A 17,085-nucleotide genomic window follows, 5' to 3' on the forward strand; every position below is an offset into this window, starting at 1 on the left:
CTTATTGGGATAGTGAGGAAAGGATGAACGAAGTGAAAAGCTTGGCAGCTCGATGGTTTCAACAGTATTGGAATCCGTATCTGGCCATGGGTGCGGCAGGCGTTCTAAGCGCCTTATATTTTGGAATAACGGGAACGGTGTGGGCCGTCACCGGTGAGTTTACCCGCCTCGGCGGTCACATCATGCAGTCTTTTGGTGCCGATATCCAGAACTGGAGCTATTTCGGTCTGATCGGCATGAAAGGGACCACCTTCAGCCGAACGGATGGCTGGATCGTCTGGGGCATGTTTATCGGGGCCTTGATCATGATTCTGCTCAGCAACAATTTTAAGATCCGGGCCCCCCGGCAGAAAAGACGCTATGTTCAAGGCCTGGCCGGAGGAATCATTGCCGGCTTTGGGGCGCGCTTGGCTCTTGGCTGCAACCTGGCGGCTTTTTTTACCGGCGTTCCGCAATTCTCTTTCCACGCCTGGTTGTTCATGGTTTCCACCGCCCTCGGTACCTATTTCGGGGTGAAGCTGGTGAATACCTCCTGGTGGAAAGGCCGGGCCCGGCTGCATAAAGGAAATACGCTCGCTCCGGCCAAGCCTGCGGGAACGGTCCAGCCCTATATCGGTCTGCTTCTGGCGCTCGGGTATGCCGTCCTGATTGCCGTTTTCTTCCTGACCGGCCGGACCATGCTCGGGGTAGCCGCCTTGTTCGGGGCCTTCTTCGGCATTCTGATTGAAAGAGGCCAAATCTGCTTCACCTCGGCGTTTCGGGATCTTTGGATCAGCGGACGGGCGACTATGACCAAGGCGATCATTGCAGGTATAGCCGTCAGCTCCGTCGCTACTCTGCTCATTCTGGTCGCTTATGGAATGGATCCCATCACCAAAATTGCGGCCCCCAGCACGCTGGTCGGCGGGATTCTGTTCGGACTCGGCATCGTGATGGCCGGCGGCTGCGAGACGGGAATGATGTACCGGCTGATGGAAGGCCAGATCGTTTTTCTGCCGGTGTTCGTCGGCAATATCCTCGGAGCTTCGGTGCTGGCTTATGCCTGGGATCATCTTGGAGTCTACAACACGCTGGTTAAAAGCGGCTCCAAAATCAACTGGTTCGTCTCCATGGGACCGGCGGGCGCTCTGACGGCCACTCTTCTTCTTCTCGGCCTGGCCTTCGCGGCAGCCGTGTATTGGGAAAGAAATTATCGGTTTGGTACCGGCTTAAAGAAAGGGGATGTTACCCATGAGTTCAAAAATGTCCATTGATTACACGCTCGATGTCCGGGGAGAGTCCTGCCCCTACCCGGTGATCTACACGCTGGAAACCTTGCGGGACATGCACAAAGGCCAGCTCCTGCAGGTGATCGCCGATTGTCCGGCCTCCTTCCGCAACGTGCCGGAGGAAGTGGTCAAGCACGGCTATACGCTTGCTCAGGATCCGGTCCGGAACGGACGGGAGCTTATTTTCTACATTACGGTGTAGAGCCCGGACCGCCGGGCCGGTTTATTCAAAAGGAGGATTCCATGATCAACCTGAGCCATCTGGGGCCAGCCGATCCGGTGAAAATCATTGTAGGGGCCTCCTCGCAAGATTATCCCGGCTGGATCCCCACCCAGGAGGAAGACTTGAATCTGCTGAACCGCTCGGATTGGGAAGAGAGCTTCGGCAGCAGGCGAATCGACGTCATTCTGTCTGAGCATGTATGGGAGCATTTGACCTATGACGAAGGCATGGAGGCCGCCCGCATCTGCTTCGATTATTTGAAGCCGGGCGGGTATATCCGATGTGCTGTCCCGGACGGGAATTTTCCGAATGAGTGGTATCAGAATATGGTCAAGGTGGGAGGGCCGGGGCCGGCCGATCATCCCGCCGCCAGTCACAAGATCGTTCATACCTACCGGACGCTGACCCGAATGTTTGAGGAGGCCGGCTGCAAGGTAAAGCTGCTTGAATACTGCGACGATTCCGGAGTCTTTCACCGGGAGGAGTGGGATCCGCAGGATGGATTTATCTACCGCTCGTTCCGGTTTGACCACCGCAACAAGGACGGGGAGCTGGGGTTCGTCTCGCTGATTGTGGATGCGGTGAAGGAATAGGGTCAGGCTGTCGAGAAAGTCTCGGCAGCTTTTTTTTGTAGAAGACGAAAAAACGTAAAACCTTTTGAAGCCTTAAACCCGTCTTTCTTTAAGGGAAATGAGGTGAGACCGCTGCAAAGCGATGAACAGTTAATCCAGGAAGGGAAGCAGGGCATCGAAAGCTCGATGGAGCTGCTCATCAAACGCCATTACCGGATGGTGTTCGCCTATATTTACCGGTATACCGGGGATTACCATACTTCGTATGACCTGACGCAGGAAACCTTTTGCAAGATGGTACGGGCTTTGGGTTCAAGGGATAAGGACAAAAGCTTTCCTTCCTGGCTGCTCAAGATTGCCCTTAATACATGCCGGGACCATTACCGCAGCGGAGCCTTTAAGGCGGGACAAGTCTCCCAGGAGTGGGAGGAGGGGATCGCCGACCCGAATGCCCTGCTGGTGGACCTTATCGAGCGCAAGCTCGAGAACGCGGTGGTCCGCTCGGCCGTCATGGACCTGCCCCCGTATCAGCGGGAGACGATTATTTTGCGCTATTACCACGATTTGAAGATCAAGGACATTGCCGACCTGACGTCGGCCGGTGAATCCACCGTTAAGTCTCGTATTAAACAAGGGCTGGCAAAGCTTAAGATGCTGCTGGAAAGGAGGAGCCCGGATGACCGAAAGAAGACATCCCGATGAAGGACCGGAAGACAGGCTGGACGAGGACGATCTGGACATTCGCCGGTTTCTGCAGAAGTATGAGGTGAAATACCCGGATGCCCGGGAGGTTGACCGCACGGTAGAGGCCGTGAAGCTTCATATGCGATTGGACGTCTCCCGGGAGCGGGGAGCGGGGCGGCGTCTCTTAAGACTGCTGCGGCTGGCGGTTTCGGAGGTATCCATTGTTCATCCTTCCTATTGGATGGTAAGCCTGGCTCTCTATTTGATCGGATTTCTAGTCGGAGAAGGCGGTCTTCCGGCATCCCCGGCCCAAACGTTGTTTATTCTTTCCCCGATGCCGTTTCTTCTGGGAATGGCGGAGGTTTTCCGCAGCCGGGATGAAGGCATGCTCGAGCTGGAGATGTCGACGCCGTTTAACGGAGCCAGCGTACTCCTGGCCCGGCTGTCTATAGTGGGGGTGTATACCATTCTGTTAAACTCCCTGGCCGTCCTATGGTTAGCCGATTCGAGCAACTTCTCCCGTCTCATGGGCATTACGGTGCTTTGGCTGACTCCCTTTACGCTGCTAAGCGGCTTGGCTCTCCTGGCAGCTTCCCGTTGGAGAGGGAGTACCGCCGTCCTCGTGACGATGACGGTATGGGTCGGCTTCTGTTTGGTGGCTGTCATGAGCCCCCCGCTCATGCGGAGCTTGCTGAGCGTGTCGGCCGTTTCTTCCCTGCTGCTGATGATAGCCGGTATTCTCCTGGCAGCGGGACAGGTACGCGGGCTGATCCGCCAGGCAAGCGAATGGGAAGGAGGATACGGCTTTGAAGCTGACCATTAATCAGGTAACCCGAAGCTATAAAGGGAAAAAGGCCGTCGACGACGTGACCTGCGAGCTGACGCCAGGGGTTTACGGCTTGATCGGCCCGAACGGTGCGGGCAAGACCACGCTGATGCGCATGCTTGCCGATGTCTTAAAGCCTACGGAGGGGGAGATCACCTTGAATGGGGAATCGATTCGGGTGCTCGATGATCGTTACCGGGACCTCATTGGCTATCTTCCCCAGGATTGCGGGTTCTACAGCTATTTTACCGCTTCCAAGTTTCTTAGGTATATGGCTGCTCTCAAAGGAATGGGCAGGCGGGAGGCAGACCGCAGAATAGATGAGCTTCTGGACCTGATGAATCTAAGGGAGCAGAAGCATCAGAGGATTGGCAAATTCTCGGGAGGCATGAAGCAGAGGCTGGGCATTGCTCAGGCATTGCTTAACGATCCGAAAATTCTCATCCTGGACGAGCCCACTGCCGGTTTGGATCCCAAGGAGCGGATCCGTTTCCGGAACCTGCTCTCGGATCTAGCCGGGGACCGGATTGTTATCGTCTCCACTCATATTATCTCGGATATGGAATCGATGGCGAAGGAAGTACTCCTGCTCAAGGAAGGAAGGCTCGTGAAGAAGGAGGAGCCGGAGGAGATTTTGAAGGAGCTGGACGGCAAGGTGTGGCAGTTATCCGCCAAGGCGGATGAGCTGCCGGAGTTAACACGCCGCTATTTAGTTGGCCGCGTGCAGCGAAAGGGCGATGGACTGAAGGCTCGGGTGATTTCGAAGGAAGCTCCGATTGGCTCTGCTTCACGGGAGACTCCCCAGCTCGAGGACATTTACCTGTACTATTTTGGGGATTCCCCGGAGTCGGAGGATTGAGCCATGCGCCTAATCCAGTTGGAGCTGTATAAGATTTTGGCCCAGAAGGTGGTTTATCTCGCCTTTGTCGTTATGGTTATGCTCTATGGATTGTTCCTATATGGACAGGGGGAGAGCAGGGGAGAGAGAATCCAAGCCTTACGAGACACTTTCGAACAGTATGGCGGGGAGCTTACGAAAGAGAAAGAAGCCTGGGCGGATAAAGCCTGGGCCGAATATGAACAGGCGGAGAAGGCGGCTCGGGCGAAAGAGCAGTCTCTGTACGATCTCGACTCGCCCCTCTGGGCCCGGGGATGGGTGGGGAATGACATAAAGAAAGCGGTCCAATGGGGAGAAGAGCAGGAGAGGGTAACCCAGCAGCTGGAAGCGATGGCGGTTGGCGAAACCGAGGGAGCACCGGGTTACGAAAGGAAGCTGGCGGAGAAGGAGCTGGCTGTGAGGCGATCGGCAGGCAGCCCTGACTATATTTTTTACCAGGAGGGCTGGAGAAATATTCTTATGTACGGGCAGGAGATCGGGTATTATTTTGCCGGCGCGCTTACCATACTGGGCTTATCCGGGACCTTCAGCAGGGAATATACGTCCCGCATGGACAGCTTGCTCTTCAGCAGCCGCTATGGGAGAACGAGGGCGCTGGGGGCCAAATTATCGGCAGCCGCTATTTATTGCGGAATGATCGTTGGGGCTCTTGGAGGGGTTGTCCTGGCTATGAACGGCTGGTTATACGGGTTAACCGGCTGGAATACTCGTCTCGTCAATGTGCAGGACCTTTTTCACGGTACCGCTTTTGGGGGGCCGATCTGGCTGTACTTTCTCAAGCAGCTGGTCTATGTCTGGCTCGGGTACACGGTGCTCGGCATGTTCGTTCTGCTGATTTCCTCGCGGACTCGGTTCCTTCTCCTTCCGGCTTTTCTGGGAGGACTCGTTTTCCTCCTTCCGGCGGTGTGGCAAGTCCTTTCTCTCCCGATCAGCAGGCTTAATGGCGTGGTATCGGTTCTGTTTCCGTATCTGGGATTCCTTAAGCTGGAGGGGCTGGACCGGATTGCCTTCGTTTCGATACTGGGCCGTCCCGTCCTGGATGGGGATGTTCTTCTGCTCCGTATGCTGGCCTATGCCCTGGTCCTGGGTCTCCTGCTTTATACCAGCATCCAAAGACGGCAGGTGAGTTAGCATGGGCCGGCTGATTCACAGTGAATGGGTTAAGATCACCAAGGGAAAAGGCTTACTCGCCCTATCCGTTTTGTACTTTCTTGCGTACGCCTATCTGACTCACACACATTACCGATGGAACCCCACGTCCGCTTGGGAAGCGATGGCCTACTTTCCTTATTCCGCAGGCGCGGTTACGGAAGGACTGCTGCTTCTGCTTGCCTTATCATCCGTTTATACAGAGGAAGATAAGGGAGGGACGACTGCTCTTATACTGAGCTCCCGGTACGGGAGGGCCCGGTTACCCTTGGCCAAGCTGGCGGCTGCCCTTCTCTTCACAACGGTTCTTGTCTTGGGCTGCTGGATCGTCTGCATCGGAACTCAAGTGTGGCACGCAGGCTGGGATGGGTGGCAGGAGCCGCTGAGGGAATGGCCGCGTTATTCGCTTTCGCCTTATAAGCTATCCGCTTGGGAGTATGTTGTCGTGCAGATCGTGACTAACTGGCTGGGGTGTGCCGTATTCGCCATTTTCCTGCTGAGCTTGTCCGCCTGGAGCCGGCACTCGTTGACGGTCTTTTTCATCGGGGGGATGATGCTCGTTCTTCCCTTCTTTATCCGGAACCACTCTAGCCTGGACATCTATTGGCTCCTTCAAAATCTCCCGATGACCGAAGTCATGCGGGTCGAGAATCTTTACAGCCGTCCCCGTTATGTGGAGTGGAAAGGGGGGCGGATGCCCCTGCCGCTTGCCTCTTTTTATCTGTATATGCTGCTCCTGGCGGGGCTCTTTGGTTCGGCGGCCTGTCGGGCTTACCGCGGAAGGGAGATCCGATGAGGGCTGGAAGTTGCAAAAAATAGAACAAAGGCCCTCCATGTAACAGCCTGGGCAAGGCCGGCATTTGACAAATGCCCTAACTGTGACTATATTTGTTATAGATAAAGAGGGGAACGTCAGCGGAAACTAACAGCATGGGTTACCTGCTAGTTACAGGGGAAAGGCTCCTTCATGGGGCCGCCCGATCATTCATGGAGGTGTTACCATGTCCAATCAACCGAAAACCAACCAAGCCGAGGCCTTGTTCCAGCCGTTCTCGATAGGCCCGCTTCAGCTTGCCAATCGGCTCGTGATGGCGCCGATGACGCGCGGCTTCTCGCCGCAGGGAGTGCCGGGCGAAGACGTCGCCGCCTATTATGCGCGCCGGGCCCGCCACGGCACCGGGCTCATCATTACGGAAGGCACGCTGATCAACGACCCGGCCGCCGGTTCCGGGGCCACTTTGCCGAGCTTCTATGGGGAAGCGGCACTGGCCGGATGGAGGAACGTAGCCCGCGCTGTTCACGAGGCGGGCGGACGGATTATGCCGCAGCTGTGGCATGTGGGGATGGCCCGCAAAGCCGGGGATTCGCCGAATCCCGAGGAGCCTCCCGTCGGCCCGTCCGGTCTGTCCCTTGACGGCGAGCAAGTCACCGAGCCGCTGAGTACCGCCCGGATCGAAGCCCTGATCGAGGCTTACGGGCAAGCCGCGGCGGATGCCAAGGCGGCCGGCTTTGACGGCATCGAGCTGCACGGCGCTCACGGTTACCTTATCGATCAGTTTTTCTGGGAGAAGACGAATCGGCGGACGGATGAGTACGGCGGAGACCTCGTGAAACGCACCCGGTTCGCGGTAGAGGCGATCAAAGCCGCAAGACGTGCCGTTGGGCCGGATTTCCCGATCGGGTTCCGGTTCTCGCAGTGGAAGATGAGCGACTACGAAGCCAAGCTGGTGAATACGCCGGCGGAACTTGAGGCCTTCCTCACGCCGCTCACCGAGGCGGGCGTGGATCTCTTCCACGCTTCCACGCGGCGGTACTGGGAGCCTGAATTCGAAGGCTCGTCCCTGAACCTCGCCGGCTGGACGAAGAAAATCACCGGCAAGCCGGTCATTACCGTCGGATCGGTGGGGCTGGATGCGGAATTCACCGGGGCGAGGACAGCCGATACCTCCGGGATCGGGGGGCTCGTGGATCGGTTGGAAGCAGGGGAATTCGATCTGGTCGCGATCGGCCGGGTCCTGATCTCCGATCCGGAGTGGCCGGAGAAGATCCGCCGGGGAGAAACGGACCGGCTGCTTCCTTACAGGGCAGAGGATCTTGGCCGGTTGGTGTAAGTTTTGGAGTGGCTGTTTTAGACGAAAAGCTGTACGTTGAATAAGACGCATGAGAAGAGGCTTCCCTCCGGGGAGGCCTTTTTGTGCTTGACACTCCCGAAAGAATTTGGATAAAGTTGGAATTATGTGTCTCGGGGTGTAACTTTACGAAAGGTTAACTCGTCGGTTAGAGAGAGGAGTCCGCTAGGAATCCAGTAAGCCTTGTGCGCCAAAGCTGAGGCAGAGGAGGCCGTTTTTTATGACCATCATCATACGAACCGAAACCGAAAAAGATTATGGAGGTATCAGGGAGGTTAACATCCGCGCCTTTGGAAACCGGGAGGACGAAGCCAATCTGGTCGACCGAATCCGGAAAAGCAAAGGGTTCCTGCCCTCCCTCTCCCTGGTTGCCGAAGAAGAGGGAACGATCATCGGTCATTTGCTAATCAGCAAAGCGGAGGTCGTGGGGGAAGGGAGCGTCCATGAAGTGCTGGTACTGGCCCCGATTGCGGTGGAACCGAGCCGTCAGAAACAGGGCATCGGCGGCCGGCTGATCGAGGAAGGCCTGAGCCGGTGCCGTCAGCTCGACTATGACGTCCTTCTGCTGATCGGGCATCCCGAGTATTACCCCAGGTTCGGTTTCCGTCCCGCCCGCCCCTTAGGGCTAGAGCTGAAGCAGTTTCCTGTCCCGGATGAGGTTTTCATGGGGCTCGAGTTGAAAGAGGGGGGCTGGAGCCGGGTTCGCGGCGAGCTGAAGTATCCCGAGGCTTTTTTGTAATAACAGATCGAAACCAAAGGAGGGACATCATGCCTAAGAGATATGCGCTGCTTCTTGGCTTGGCCCTTTTATTCGCCGGGTTACCCTTTTATCCTGCGAACCCGGTTCATGCGTGCAGCTGTGCAAAGTCCGATGCCACTAGCAGGCTGCAGACGATGGATGCGGTCTTCACGGGCCGGGTCGTGGAGAAAGGAGGCACCAGCAAGTTCGAACACGGCCTTTTAAGAAAATATACGTTTGAGGTGGACCAGGCATGGAAGGGCGTCAGCGAGAAATACCGGACGGTGTACAGCTACGACGGGGGTGGGGCATCCTGCGGGTATTCTTTTGTTCCCGGTGAGAGGTATTTGGTCTATTCCTATTATGGAAACGACAGCAGGCTGCAGACCAACTTGTGCAGCGGAAACGGGCTGGTGACGGCGGCCGCAGGGGATCTGGCTATGCTGGGAGCCGGGACGCCCATCGTGGACAACGGGACTCCGGAACCCGAGGCGAGAGGTTGGCCGATGCCCCGGATGCTGCTCTACGCGGGAGCCGGTGTCGCTTTGCTTGCGATTGCTTTGCTGGTCATTCTGCGTATGAGCCGGCGAGCTAAGAGCTAGATGAAGTCATCCCTACGAAAAACAGGAGGAAGCCATGAACCCAAGACTCGCCAAAATCCGCGAGGCGGAAAAAAACTACCACGAGGCCTGCTATGACAATTACCGTTTGTTCGAGGCGGGCTCCTGGCTGGCTAAGCCGGTGAAGACGGTGATGGACACGCTGAAGGAGTTTCAAAATCGCCCGGTCCTGAACATTCTCGATCTCGGCTGCGGAGTAGGCCGCAACAGCATTCCTATGGCCCAGGCGCTAAAAGGGCGGACCGGCCAAGTCGTCTGTGTCGACCTGCTCGATAGAGCCCTGCAGAAGCTGGAGGGCTACAGTCGGGAGTTCGGCGTGAAGGAGTACATAACCACCGAGCATTCGGATATCGGGGATTATGCAATTGAGGAGAAGGGCTTCGACTATATCATCGCCGTGTCAGCATTGGAGCACGTGGAGTCGGAAGTGAAGCTTATCCAGGTGCTGGACCGCATGGCCCGGGGGACGAGGGAGGGCGGCATCAACTGCCTGATCATGAGCACCCAGGTGGAGGAGGTCGACAAGGTGACCGGAGAAGCGCTGGATCCTTACTATGAGCTGAACCTCACGACCGGGTACACCCGGGAGCTGCTGTTGTCCAGCTACGCAGGCTGGGACATCCGGTACACCACGGTCCGAAGCCTGCAGTATGAGATTGAGCGGGACGGCCGAGCCATTTATTTGAAAGGCGACTGTTTGACTTATGTGTTCCGTAAACCGGAAGTAAATAAATCTATACCTAGCTGAGGAGTGAGCCGTTGACCAACCCTGTAACCGTAACCTTATCGTCTGTTTCCTTTCCCCTGCAGGCCTCCCATGATTTTGGATGGCTGCTGGAAAGGGGAGAGGTCTTCGCCGTATTCGATCAGCAGGATTCCGGCAATCTTTCGTTCGGCCTCATGAAGGACGGCAAGCGAAGCTTCGTCAAATACGCCGGGGCCCGCCCGGTGGCTTACGAGGGGAATCCCACCGACGCCATCCGGCGTCTTACGCAGGCGGTCCCGGTTTATGAAGCTTTGGAGCATGAGCATCTGATTCGCTTGGTGGACCATTTTCAAACGCCGGAGGGATATGCAGCGGTATTCGACTGGGCGGAGGGAGAGAACCTGCACCCCCATTGGAGCTACCCGCCTCCTGCCAAATACACGCACCCGGACTCTCCCTTTTACCGGTACCGCCAGCTTCCGCTTGAGAGACGGCTCGCCTCGATAAACAATATCCTCACATTTCATGTGCATGCCGCCCGGCAAGGGTATGTGGCGATCGACTTTTATGATGGCAGCCTGCTTTATGATTTCAAGACCGATACCACCAAGATTTGCGATATTGACTTTTACACAACGCGGCCCTTCGTGAACGAGATGGGAAGGATGTGGGGCTCCTCCCGGTTCATGGCTCCGGAGGAATTCGAACTCGGGGCGGATATCGACGAGATCACCAATGTGTACAACATGGGAGCGACGGCCTTTGTGCTGCTTGGAGGGGAGCAGGACCGGTCTCTGGAAAAATGGGAGGCCGGAGAGAACCTGTACCGGGTGGCCGCCAAAGCGGTAGAGCCTGACCGGGCGAGCCGTTACGGGTCACTGGCGGAGCTTCAGGCCTCTTGGAGGCAGGCCGGAGGGGCGGGAGACCGATTTCTGTAAGGGCTTAAAGCGCAGGAATGGTAGAAGTGTAACGACGGGAGGGGACATCATGGAGCAGGTCGTGATCACGGACCATAACCCACAATGGGTCCGGCAGTATGAACAGGAGCGGACAGCCATAGCCGAAGCTCTGGCGGATATTGTCCAAGGGATAGAGCACATCGGAAGCACATCGGTCCCTGGGCTGGCGGCCAAGCCGGTGATCGACATCATGGCGGGCGTGGAGGACTTGGAGAAGGTGAACGACCGGCATCTTCATCTCCTGGAGCGGATTGGCTACCTTTTCGTGCCTCATCCTCATTTCCCGGAACGGCTTTTTTTCCGCAGAGGAGAGTGGAGGGCCGGAACCCATCATCTGCATGTGTATCGCTACCAGGGAAAGCACTGGGTGGACCAGCTGCTTTTTAAGCAGTACTTGATCAGGCATCCGGAGGCTGCCGCGGAGTACCAGTCCCTGAAGGGGAGACTGGCAGAGAGGTATCAGCACGACAGAGTCCAGTATACGGAAGCGAAGGGGCCTTTTATTGAAGAAATTCTGAAGCGGGCGAGGATGGAAGGAGGGCCTCCCCTTGCGGAATGAGGAGTTGGCGGAATGAAGGTACCTGGAACAGCGCTCACCCAAGACTCGGTTTCACCTGGGAAAAGGCCGCTCATCATCAGCATATCCGGGGTGTCGGGAGGCGGGAAAACAACGTTTACGAAGCACATGAGCAAGAGTGTTCCGGGTTCCGCGGCATTGCATTTTGACGACTATGAACTCGAGGGTCCCGAAGATATTTGCGAATGGATAGAGCGGGGAGGCGACCCTGCCGAGTGGAAGCTGGAGCCGCTTCTTGCCGACCTCCTTCATTTTATAGAACAAGATTGGGTGGAGTATGTTTGGCTGGATTATCCTTTTGGCCGCGACTATCCGGCGTTAGCGGGTCTTATCGACCTGACTGTTTTTGTGGACACCCCCTTGGATATCGCGCTCGCCAGAAGGATTTTGCGGGACTGTCCTCAAGCGTCAGCAGAGGAAATTCTAGCCGATCTAACCGGTTACTTAAAACGGGGAAGACCGGCGTACCTTCATATGCTGGAGAACACACGGCCCCGCTCCGACCTGCCGATCGACGGTACGCTGTCGGTGGAAGAAATGGCCGGCCTCCTTCTAGCCACAGATCTAATAAAAAGGAGGGGATCAAGGTGAGCTCCCTGAATCTATACCATTTCCTGCGACTGATGCTGATAGCGGCGGCCATGGCTGCCCTTGCAGGGCTGCAGGCTTTAATAGGAAGGGGATTTTCCCTTCCGGGTTACGTAGGATGCTTGGTAGGAATCATCCTTGCCCAATGGACCCGTCCGTTCCAACCGTTCAGCTTCAAAGGAAGATGGATCACCTGGCTGATCCTTATCGTCGTGCTGGAATACCTGGACCGTAAGCTCTACCGGACCTTTATCAACGATAACCCACTAGCAGACGAATTAGATGAATGAGAAGCAATGGGGACGGGGCTTCCTTTTCCATGAATCCATCCTTGCTAATACAGCTGAAAAATATTGGAGTAACGTAATGGACGCAGAGTCCGAAAGTCGCAGAAATGCGGCTTTATTTTGATGGTAAACCTTATCGAAAGATGTCGAAGGAAAAAGAAATCCGATTGACATTGTCGCTTTATCCAACTAAATTAGTAGAGAGAGTATTTTATTGAAAGCAGGCAGGGGAGAGAAAAATGAAAAAGTGGTCACTCGCAGCGCTCGTCTTAGTCATGATGGTCGCGGTGCTCGCCGGATGCGGCGCTAAAAAGGAAGAGGGCACGAGCGGCGGCGGTTCTTCCGATAACGCCAAGAAGCGTGTCGTCCTGGTAACGCCCGAGAAGATCGGCGTGAACCAATTCTTTACGCAGATGCAGGAAGGTCTCGATAAAGCAGCCAAGGAATTCAACCTCCAGACGAAAGTGATTGAATCGGCGGACCCGACCCAAGTGGAGCAGAACCTCCGCGCGGCGGTTGCCGAGAAGTATGATCTGATCATTACGGCCGCGTTCTCCGCAGCCGATGCCTTAACCAAAGTCGCAGCCGAGAACCCGAAGCAGGCGTTCGCGATTATCGACACGGTCGTCGATGCGCCGAACGTACGCAGCATCGAGTTCCGCGAGCATGAAGCGGCCTACCTCCTCGGAGCGGCGGCCGGTCTTTCGACGAAGAAGAATACGGTCGGCGCGATCGTCGCCATGGATGCGCCGCTGCTCAAGAAGTATACGTCCGGCTTTGAGCAAGGCCTGAAATCGACCAACCCGAACGCGAAATTCCTGGTTAACTACGTAGGCGGATTTACGGATCCGGCCAAAGCGAAGGAGCTTGCGCTGCTTCAATACTCGCAAGGCGCGGACTTCGTTGCCGGGATGGCCGCGGTAGGCGATTCGGGCGTGTTCCAGGCCGCCAAAGAGAAGAACTTCTACACAGCCGGTCAGGATACGGACCGTACCGGGGAAGATCCCGAGCACATCGTCCTGTCCCAGCTGAAGGAAACGGATACCGTGACATACGAGACAGCGAAGGATTTTGCCCAAGGGAAATTCACGTACGGCTCCATCAGCTACGGTCTGAAAGAAAACGGCGTAGGCGTAACCTTTGTTACGGCCGACTCCAAGTCCAAGCTGAGTCCGTTCATCGGACAAGCGAACGTGGACAAGCTCAAAAAAATTCGCGACGATATCGTATCGGGCGCGATCAAGGTGAAGAACCCGCTAGCTCCTTAAGGGATCTCCCTCCTCCGAACCGGTTGCCCACCACGCAGCCGGTTTGTCTTGTTTCCTGACGTATCGTTAAAGACAGAAGAAAGCCGCAATCTGAGTCAGAAGGGAGTAGGGACATGCTGCTGCAGCTGGAAAAAATTACGAAGCGGTTCGGCAACCTGACCGCCAACGATCAGCTGGACTTCACGCTTGCCGAGGGCGAGGTGCACGCGCTGATCGGCGAGAACGGGGCGGGGAAGTCTACGCTGATGCGGATTCTGTACGGCGAGGAGACGCCGACCTCCGGGAGGATCCTGCTGAACGGCCGGGAGCTGAAGCTGGACTCGCCCAAAGACGCCATCGCCGCCGGGATCGGGATGGTGCACCAGCATTTCATGCTCTTCCCGGAGTTTACGGTCGCCGAGAATATCGTGATCGGCCGGGAGCCGAAAGCCGGCCTCGTCTTTGACCGCAAGGCGGCCGCCGCGGAAGTGAAGGCCTTGTCGGACAAGTATGGCATGCCCGTTGACCCTTGGCAGACGATGGGGGATTGCCCGGTCGGGATCCAGCAGCGGGTGGAGATTCTGAAGGTGCTGGGCCAAGGCGCCAAGATCGTCATTCTGGACGAGCCGACCGGTGCCTTGACTCCGCTTGAGGTCGAATGGCTGCTGAAGGCGATCAAAGGGCTGGCCCAGCAGGGCATCAGCTTTATTCTGATCAGCCACAAGCTGCAGGAAGTCATTCACGCCGCGGACCGCATCACGGTCCTCCGGGACGGCCGCGTGACGGGCGTTATGGAGGCCAAGGATACGAACGAAGAGGAGCTTTCCCGCTTAATGGTAGGCCGGGAGCTTCAGCGGCGGAACAAGCAGGCGGTAGAGCCCGGCGAGGGAATTCTGGATGTGCAGAACGTGACGATTCAAGGCGGAAAAGGGGCAAAGCCGCTTCTGGACCGCGTCCATTTCCAAGTGCATGCTGGCGAGATTGTCGGGATTGCCGGCGTATCGGGCAACGGCCAATCGGAATTGATTCAAGCCATCGCCGGGCTGCGCCGCATCGACCAAGGACGGATTATGGTGAATGGGACGGATGTCACGAACGCGCTCCCGCTCCAGGTGCGAAACGCCGGCCTGGCTCATATTCCGGAAGACCGGTACAGCTGGGGCTCCTCCAAGGAGGAGAGCGTGGCGGACAACGGCATTATGGGCCACCTTCCGACGCACAGCCGCAGCGGCCTGCTTCGGGAAGGGAAAATCCGCGAGACGGTCAGCCGTTTCATTGACACCTTCAAGGTAAAGACCGGCTCACTGGAGACGAAGGCCAAGCACCTCTCCGGCGGGAACATGCAGAAGCTGATCGTGGCCCGCGAGATGGCGCACGGCACCCCGTTCGTCATCGCGGCCGAGCCGACCCGGGGTGTGGATATTGGGGCCATGGAGATCATCCATGAAGCGTTGCTGCAGCGCCGCCGGGAGATGGGAGCCGTCCTGCTCGTCTCGTCTGAGCTGACGGAGATTTTGCAGCTGTCCGACCGCATCCTCGTGATGTTCGAGGGACGGATCGCCGGTGAGCTGACAGCGCAAGAAGCGACCGAGGAACGAATCAGCATTCTGATGGCGGGAGGGACGATCCATGAAGCAGGATAAGATGATGACTTACCTTCGCGGACTACTCCAACCGCTGTTGGCTATAGTGCTCGGTCTCATCGTCGGGGCCGTGATGATTATAGCCGTCGGCGGCTCGGTCCTCGAGACGTATGCGGAGATGGCGAAGGGGGCCTTCGGAAGCAGTTACTTTACGGCCAGTACGCTGGCCCGGGCGACTCCCATCATTCTGGTCGGTCTCGGAGCCTCGCTCGCGTTCCGGGCCGGATTCTTCAACCTTGGCGCTGAAGGCCAAATGATTCTGGGCGCTCTGTCCGCCGCGCTGGCTGCCCTGTATGTCCCGGGACCCGCGGCCTTGAAGCTGGTTTGCGCGCTTGTTGCCGGGATGCTCGCCGGGGGATTGTGGTCGGCGCTGGCCGGCTGGCTGGACACCCGTTTCCGGATGAATCTCCTCATCACGACCCTCTTGTTCAACTATATCGCGGCTCTGTTCGCCGGCTATCTCGTTTCCTTCCCGTTGAAGGACAAGGCGAGCACCGGAGCTTCCCAGACGGCGATGCTGGACAAAAGCCTATGGCTGCCCAAAATCATGTCCGGCACGACGCTGCATATCGGCTTCCTGGTTGCCGTCTTGGCCGCCATCGGAATGGCTTGGTACTTGCGCTATACGGTAAAAGGCTACGAGATCCGCATGCTGGGCAGCAACCCGCTCTTTGCCGGGTACGGCGGCGTCCGCCGCGGCCGCGTCATGCTGCTGAGCATGCTCGCGAGCGGGGCCCTTGCCGGACTCGCCGGGACATTCGAGGTGCTGGGCACGCAATACCGCTATATCGATAACATGCTGAGCGCTCCCGGCTTTGCCTGGTCGGGCATCATGGCGACGCTGATCGCCGGATCGAATCCGATCGGCACCGTTTTTGCGGCCATTCTGCTTGCAGCTCTCCAGACAGGCGGCATGGGCGTTGAGCGCAATACGGAGGTTCCGCTTGAGATCTCCAACATTATTCAGGCGGCGTTGATCCTGTTTGTATCGGCCAGACTTACGTTTGCCTTCATCAGCCGCAGGAAAGCAAGGAGGGGTGCGGATGGAAACGCTGCTTGATTGGTCACTGCTGAATTCGACGATACGCGTCGTAGCCCCATTGCTTCTGGCCGCACTCGGTGGAGCGCTATGCGCCCGCGTCGGTCTGTTCAACGTGGCGCTGGAGGGCATGATGCTCACCGGCGCGTTCACGGCGATTCTCGGCAACTATTTGTTCGGCAGCGTCCTGCTCGCCATTCTGTTCGCCTGCGTCTGCGTAGGGCTCGTCGCGCTCTTGTTCGCCTACTTGAGCATTCAGCTGCAGGCGAATGTGATCATTGTCGGGGTGGCCATCAATTTCTTGGCCAGCGGCCTTACGGCGTTTTTGCTCTTCAGCGTCTTTGGCGTAAAAGGGCAATATTATGATAAAACCATGGTGGGGCTGCCCGAGTGGCACATTCCGCTTATAAAGGATATTCCCGTTCTCGGGGACATCCTATCGGGGCATTCCCCGCTCGTCTACCTCGCGTTCGTACTGGCCTTCGTCCTGCAGTTCGTCTTGTTCCGCACGGTATTCGGGTTCCGTCTGATGGCGTCCGGGCAAAATCCGCAGGCTGCGCAAAGCCTCGGCCTCCGCGTCAAGCGCTACCAGTATGCGGCTGTCCTGGCCAGCGGGGTCCTGTGTGCCCTGGCCGGCGCGCAGCTGTCGCTCGGTCAGGTCACGCTGTTCGCCGAGAACATGACGTCCGGCCGCGGCTTTATTGCCCTCGTCGCCACGATGCTCGGCCAGAGCAGCCCGCTCGGCGTCACGGCCGCCAGCCTCCTGTTCGGCTTTATGGATGCGGTCAGCATCCGGCTGCAGGGGCTCGCGCTGCCGACGCATTTTACGATGATGCTTCCTTATGTTATGACCATTGTCGTCATGTTTGTGGTGAAGGATAAAGGCTACCTGCGGCAATCCGGCCGCATCGGCGGTCAATAAGCAGAAGCG

20 protein-coding genes are annotated in these 17,085 nt (G+C 57.2%); all 20 read left to right on the top strand.

From position 1 onward, the window contains the following. The first annotated feature begins 23 nt into the window (after positions 1 to 23). The 20 genes from yedE to MJA45_RS02645 all read left to right on the top strand — a co-directional run bounded on the left by yedE (position 24) and on the right by MJA45_RS02645 (position 17,076). Complete coding sequence (gene yedE, locus MJA45_RS02550) at positions 24 to 1,253, top strand: selenium metabolism membrane protein YedE/FdhT (RefSeq protein WP_315605735.1); 1,230 nt, start codon at positions 24 to 26, stop codon at positions 1,251 to 1,253. Next, positions 1,243 to 1,470: a sulfurtransferase-like selenium metabolism protein YedF gene (gene yedF, locus MJA45_RS02555; RefSeq protein ID WP_315605736.1), complete on the top strand. Its 228-nt coding sequence runs from the start codon at positions 1,243 to 1,245 to the stop codon at positions 1,468 to 1,470. Before yedE ends, yedF begins: the two co-directional genes overlap by 11 nt. A 41-nt stretch (positions 1,471 to 1,511) precedes the next feature. Beyond that, entirely contained in the window at positions 1,512 to 2,084 is a 573-nt protein-coding gene (locus tag MJA45_RS02560) for a class I SAM-dependent methyltransferase (protein WP_315605737.1), read from the top strand. 102 nt (positions 2,085 to 2,186) lie between these two features. Continuing rightward, on the top strand, positions 2,187 to 2,765 hold the full coding sequence (locus MJA45_RS02565) for an RNA polymerase sigma factor (RefSeq protein WP_315605738.1): 579 nt from the start codon (positions 2,187 to 2,189) through the stop codon (positions 2,763 to 2,765). Further along, positions 2,740 to 3,570, top strand: coding sequence for a hypothetical protein (locus MJA45_RS02570; protein WP_315605739.1), 831 nt, complete (start codon positions 2,740 to 2,742; stop codon positions 3,568 to 3,570). The genes MJA45_RS02565 and MJA45_RS02570 overlap by 26 nt, the downstream gene beginning before the upstream one ends. Then, a complete protein-coding gene (locus MJA45_RS02575) occupies positions 3,554 to 4,432 on the top strand; it encodes an ABC transporter ATP-binding protein (RefSeq protein ID WP_315605740.1) in 879 nt (292 codons plus the stop codon). The genes MJA45_RS02570 and MJA45_RS02575 overlap by 17 nt, the downstream gene beginning before the upstream one ends. Positions 4,433 to 4,435: 3 nt before the next feature. Next, complete coding sequence (locus MJA45_RS02580) at positions 4,436 to 5,602, top strand: hypothetical protein (protein ID WP_315605741.1); 1,167 nt, start codon at positions 4,436 to 4,438, stop codon at positions 5,600 to 5,602. A 1-nt stretch (position 5,603) separates the two neighbouring features. Continuing rightward, entirely contained in the window at positions 5,604 to 6,416 is an 813-nt protein-coding gene (locus MJA45_RS02585) for a hypothetical protein (RefSeq protein WP_315605742.1), read from the top strand. Positions 6,417 to 6,621: 205 nt separating this feature from the next. Then, on the top strand, positions 6,622 to 7,731 hold the full coding sequence (locus tag MJA45_RS02590) for an NADH:flavin oxidoreductase (RefSeq protein WP_315605743.1): 1,110 nt from the start codon (positions 6,622 to 6,624) through the stop codon (positions 7,729 to 7,731). Positions 7,732 to 7,969: 238 nt separating this feature from the next. Continuing rightward, positions 7,970 to 8,488 carry a GNAT family N-acetyltransferase gene (locus MJA45_RS02595; protein WP_315605744.1) on the top strand — a complete coding sequence of 173 codons (519 nt, stop codon included), beginning with the start codon at positions 7,970 to 7,972 and terminating at the stop codon, positions 8,486 to 8,488. A gap of 29 nt (positions 8,489 to 8,517) precedes the next feature. After that, complete coding sequence (locus MJA45_RS02600) at positions 8,518 to 9,090, top strand: hypothetical protein (protein WP_315605745.1); 573 nt, start codon at positions 8,518 to 8,520, stop codon at positions 9,088 to 9,090. Between the two features lie 34 nt (positions 9,091 to 9,124). Further along, positions 9,125 to 9,856, top strand: a complete 732-nt coding sequence (locus tag MJA45_RS02605; protein ID WP_315605746.1) for a class I SAM-dependent methyltransferase — start codon at positions 9,125 to 9,127, stop codon at positions 9,854 to 9,856. Between the two features lie 11 nt (positions 9,857 to 9,867). Further along, on the top strand, positions 9,868 to 10,752 hold the full coding sequence (locus MJA45_RS02610) for a serine/threonine-protein kinase (RefSeq protein ID WP_315605747.1): 885 nt from the start codon (positions 9,868 to 9,870) through the stop codon (positions 10,750 to 10,752). Between the two features lie 49 nt (positions 10,753 to 10,801). Continuing rightward, complete coding sequence (locus tag MJA45_RS02615) at positions 10,802 to 11,332, top strand: GrpB family protein (protein ID WP_315605748.1); 531 nt, start codon at positions 10,802 to 10,804, stop codon at positions 11,330 to 11,332. A 12-nt stretch (positions 11,333 to 11,344) separates the two neighbouring features. Then, positions 11,345 to 11,941: a nucleoside/nucleotide kinase family protein gene (locus tag MJA45_RS02620; protein ID WP_315605749.1), complete on the top strand. Its 597-nt coding sequence runs from the start codon at positions 11,345 to 11,347 to the stop codon at positions 11,939 to 11,941. After that, the gene (locus tag MJA45_RS02625) at positions 11,938 to 12,228 is read left to right on the top strand and encodes a hypothetical protein (RefSeq protein ID WP_315605750.1); all 291 of its coding nucleotides are present in this window, start codon (positions 11,938 to 11,940) and stop codon (positions 12,226 to 12,228) included. Before MJA45_RS02620 ends, MJA45_RS02625 begins: the two co-directional genes overlap by 4 nt. A gap of 236 nt (positions 12,229 to 12,464) precedes the next feature. Further along, positions 12,465 to 13,493, top strand: a complete 1,029-nt coding sequence (locus MJA45_RS02630; RefSeq protein ID WP_315605751.1) for a BMP family lipoprotein — start codon at positions 12,465 to 12,467, stop codon at positions 13,491 to 13,493. Between the two features lie 113 nt (positions 13,494 to 13,606). Further along, positions 13,607 to 15,115: an ABC transporter ATP-binding protein gene (locus MJA45_RS02635; protein WP_315605752.1), complete on the top strand. Its 1,509-nt coding sequence runs from the start codon at positions 13,607 to 13,609 to the stop codon at positions 15,113 to 15,115. After that, positions 15,102 to 16,175 carry an ABC transporter permease gene (locus MJA45_RS02640; RefSeq protein ID WP_315605753.1) on the top strand — a complete coding sequence of 358 codons (1,074 nt, stop codon included), beginning with the start codon at positions 15,102 to 15,104 and terminating at the stop codon, positions 16,173 to 16,175. Before MJA45_RS02635 ends, MJA45_RS02640 begins: the two co-directional genes overlap by 14 nt. Then, entirely contained in the window at positions 16,159 to 17,076 is a 918-nt protein-coding gene (locus tag MJA45_RS02645) for an ABC transporter permease (protein WP_315605754.1), read from the top strand. The genes MJA45_RS02640 and MJA45_RS02645 overlap by 17 nt, the downstream gene beginning before the upstream one ends. Positions 17,077 to 17,085: the final 9 nt, after the last annotated feature.

Origin of the sequence: Paenibacillus aurantius (assembly GCF_032268605.1) — a bacterium.
GTDB classification, from domain to species: Bacteria; Bacillota; Bacilli; order Paenibacillales; family NBRC-103111; genus Paenibacillus_AO; species Paenibacillus_AO aurantius.

Bases quoted from the DNA above. Each gene is read 5' to 3' on its own strand.
- MJA45_RS02640 (WP_315605753.1), top strand. From the start codon at position 15,102: ATGAAGCAGGATAAGATGATGACTTACCTTCGCGGACTACTCCAACCG.
- MJA45_RS02560 (WP_315605737.1), top strand. From the start codon at position 1,512: ATGATCAACCTGAGCCATCTGGGGCCAGCCGATCCGGTGAAAATCATT.
- MJA45_RS02620 (WP_315605749.1), top strand. From the start codon at position 11,345: ATGAAGGTACCTGGAACAGCGCTCACCCAAGACTCGGTTTCACCTGGG.
- MJA45_RS02595 (WP_315605744.1), top strand. From the start codon at position 7,970: ATGACCATCATCATACGAACCGAAACCGAAAAAGATTATGGAGGTATC.
- yedE (WP_315605735.1), top strand. From the start codon at position 24: ATGAACGAAGTGAAAAGCTTGGCAGCTCGATGGTTTCAACAGTATTGG.
- MJA45_RS02590 (WP_315605743.1), top strand. From the start codon at position 6,622: ATGTCCAATCAACCGAAAACCAACCAAGCCGAGGCCTTGTTCCAGCCG.
- MJA45_RS02635 (WP_315605752.1), top strand. From the start codon at position 13,607: ATGCTGCTGCAGCTGGAAAAAATTACGAAGCGGTTCGGCAACCTGACC.
- yedF (WP_315605736.1), top strand. From the start codon at position 1,243: ATGTCCATTGATTACACGCTCGATGTCCGGGGAGAGTCCTGCCCCTAC.
- MJA45_RS02580 (WP_315605741.1), top strand. From the start codon at position 4,436: ATGCGCCTAATCCAGTTGGAGCTGTATAAGATTTTGGCCCAGAAGGTG.
- MJA45_RS02600 (WP_315605745.1), top strand. From the start codon at position 8,518: ATGCCTAAGAGATATGCGCTGCTTCTTGGCTTGGCCCTTTTATTCGCC.
- MJA45_RS02645 (WP_315605754.1), top strand. From the start codon at position 16,159: ATGGAAACGCTGCTTGATTGGTCACTGCTGAATTCGACGATACGCGTC.
- MJA45_RS02615 (WP_315605748.1), top strand. From the start codon at position 10,802: ATGGAGCAGGTCGTGATCACGGACCATAACCCACAATGGGTCCGGCAG.
- MJA45_RS02630 (WP_315605751.1), top strand. From the start codon at position 12,465: ATGAAAAAGTGGTCACTCGCAGCGCTCGTCTTAGTCATGATGGTCGCG.
- MJA45_RS02585 (WP_315605742.1), top strand. From the start codon at position 5,604: ATGGGCCGGCTGATTCACAGTGAATGGGTTAAGATCACCAAGGGAAAA.
- MJA45_RS02570 (WP_315605739.1), top strand. From the start codon at position 2,740: ATGACCGAAAGAAGACATCCCGATGAAGGACCGGAAGACAGGCTGGAC.
- MJA45_RS02605 (WP_315605746.1), top strand. From the start codon at position 9,125: ATGAACCCAAGACTCGCCAAAATCCGCGAGGCGGAAAAAAACTACCAC.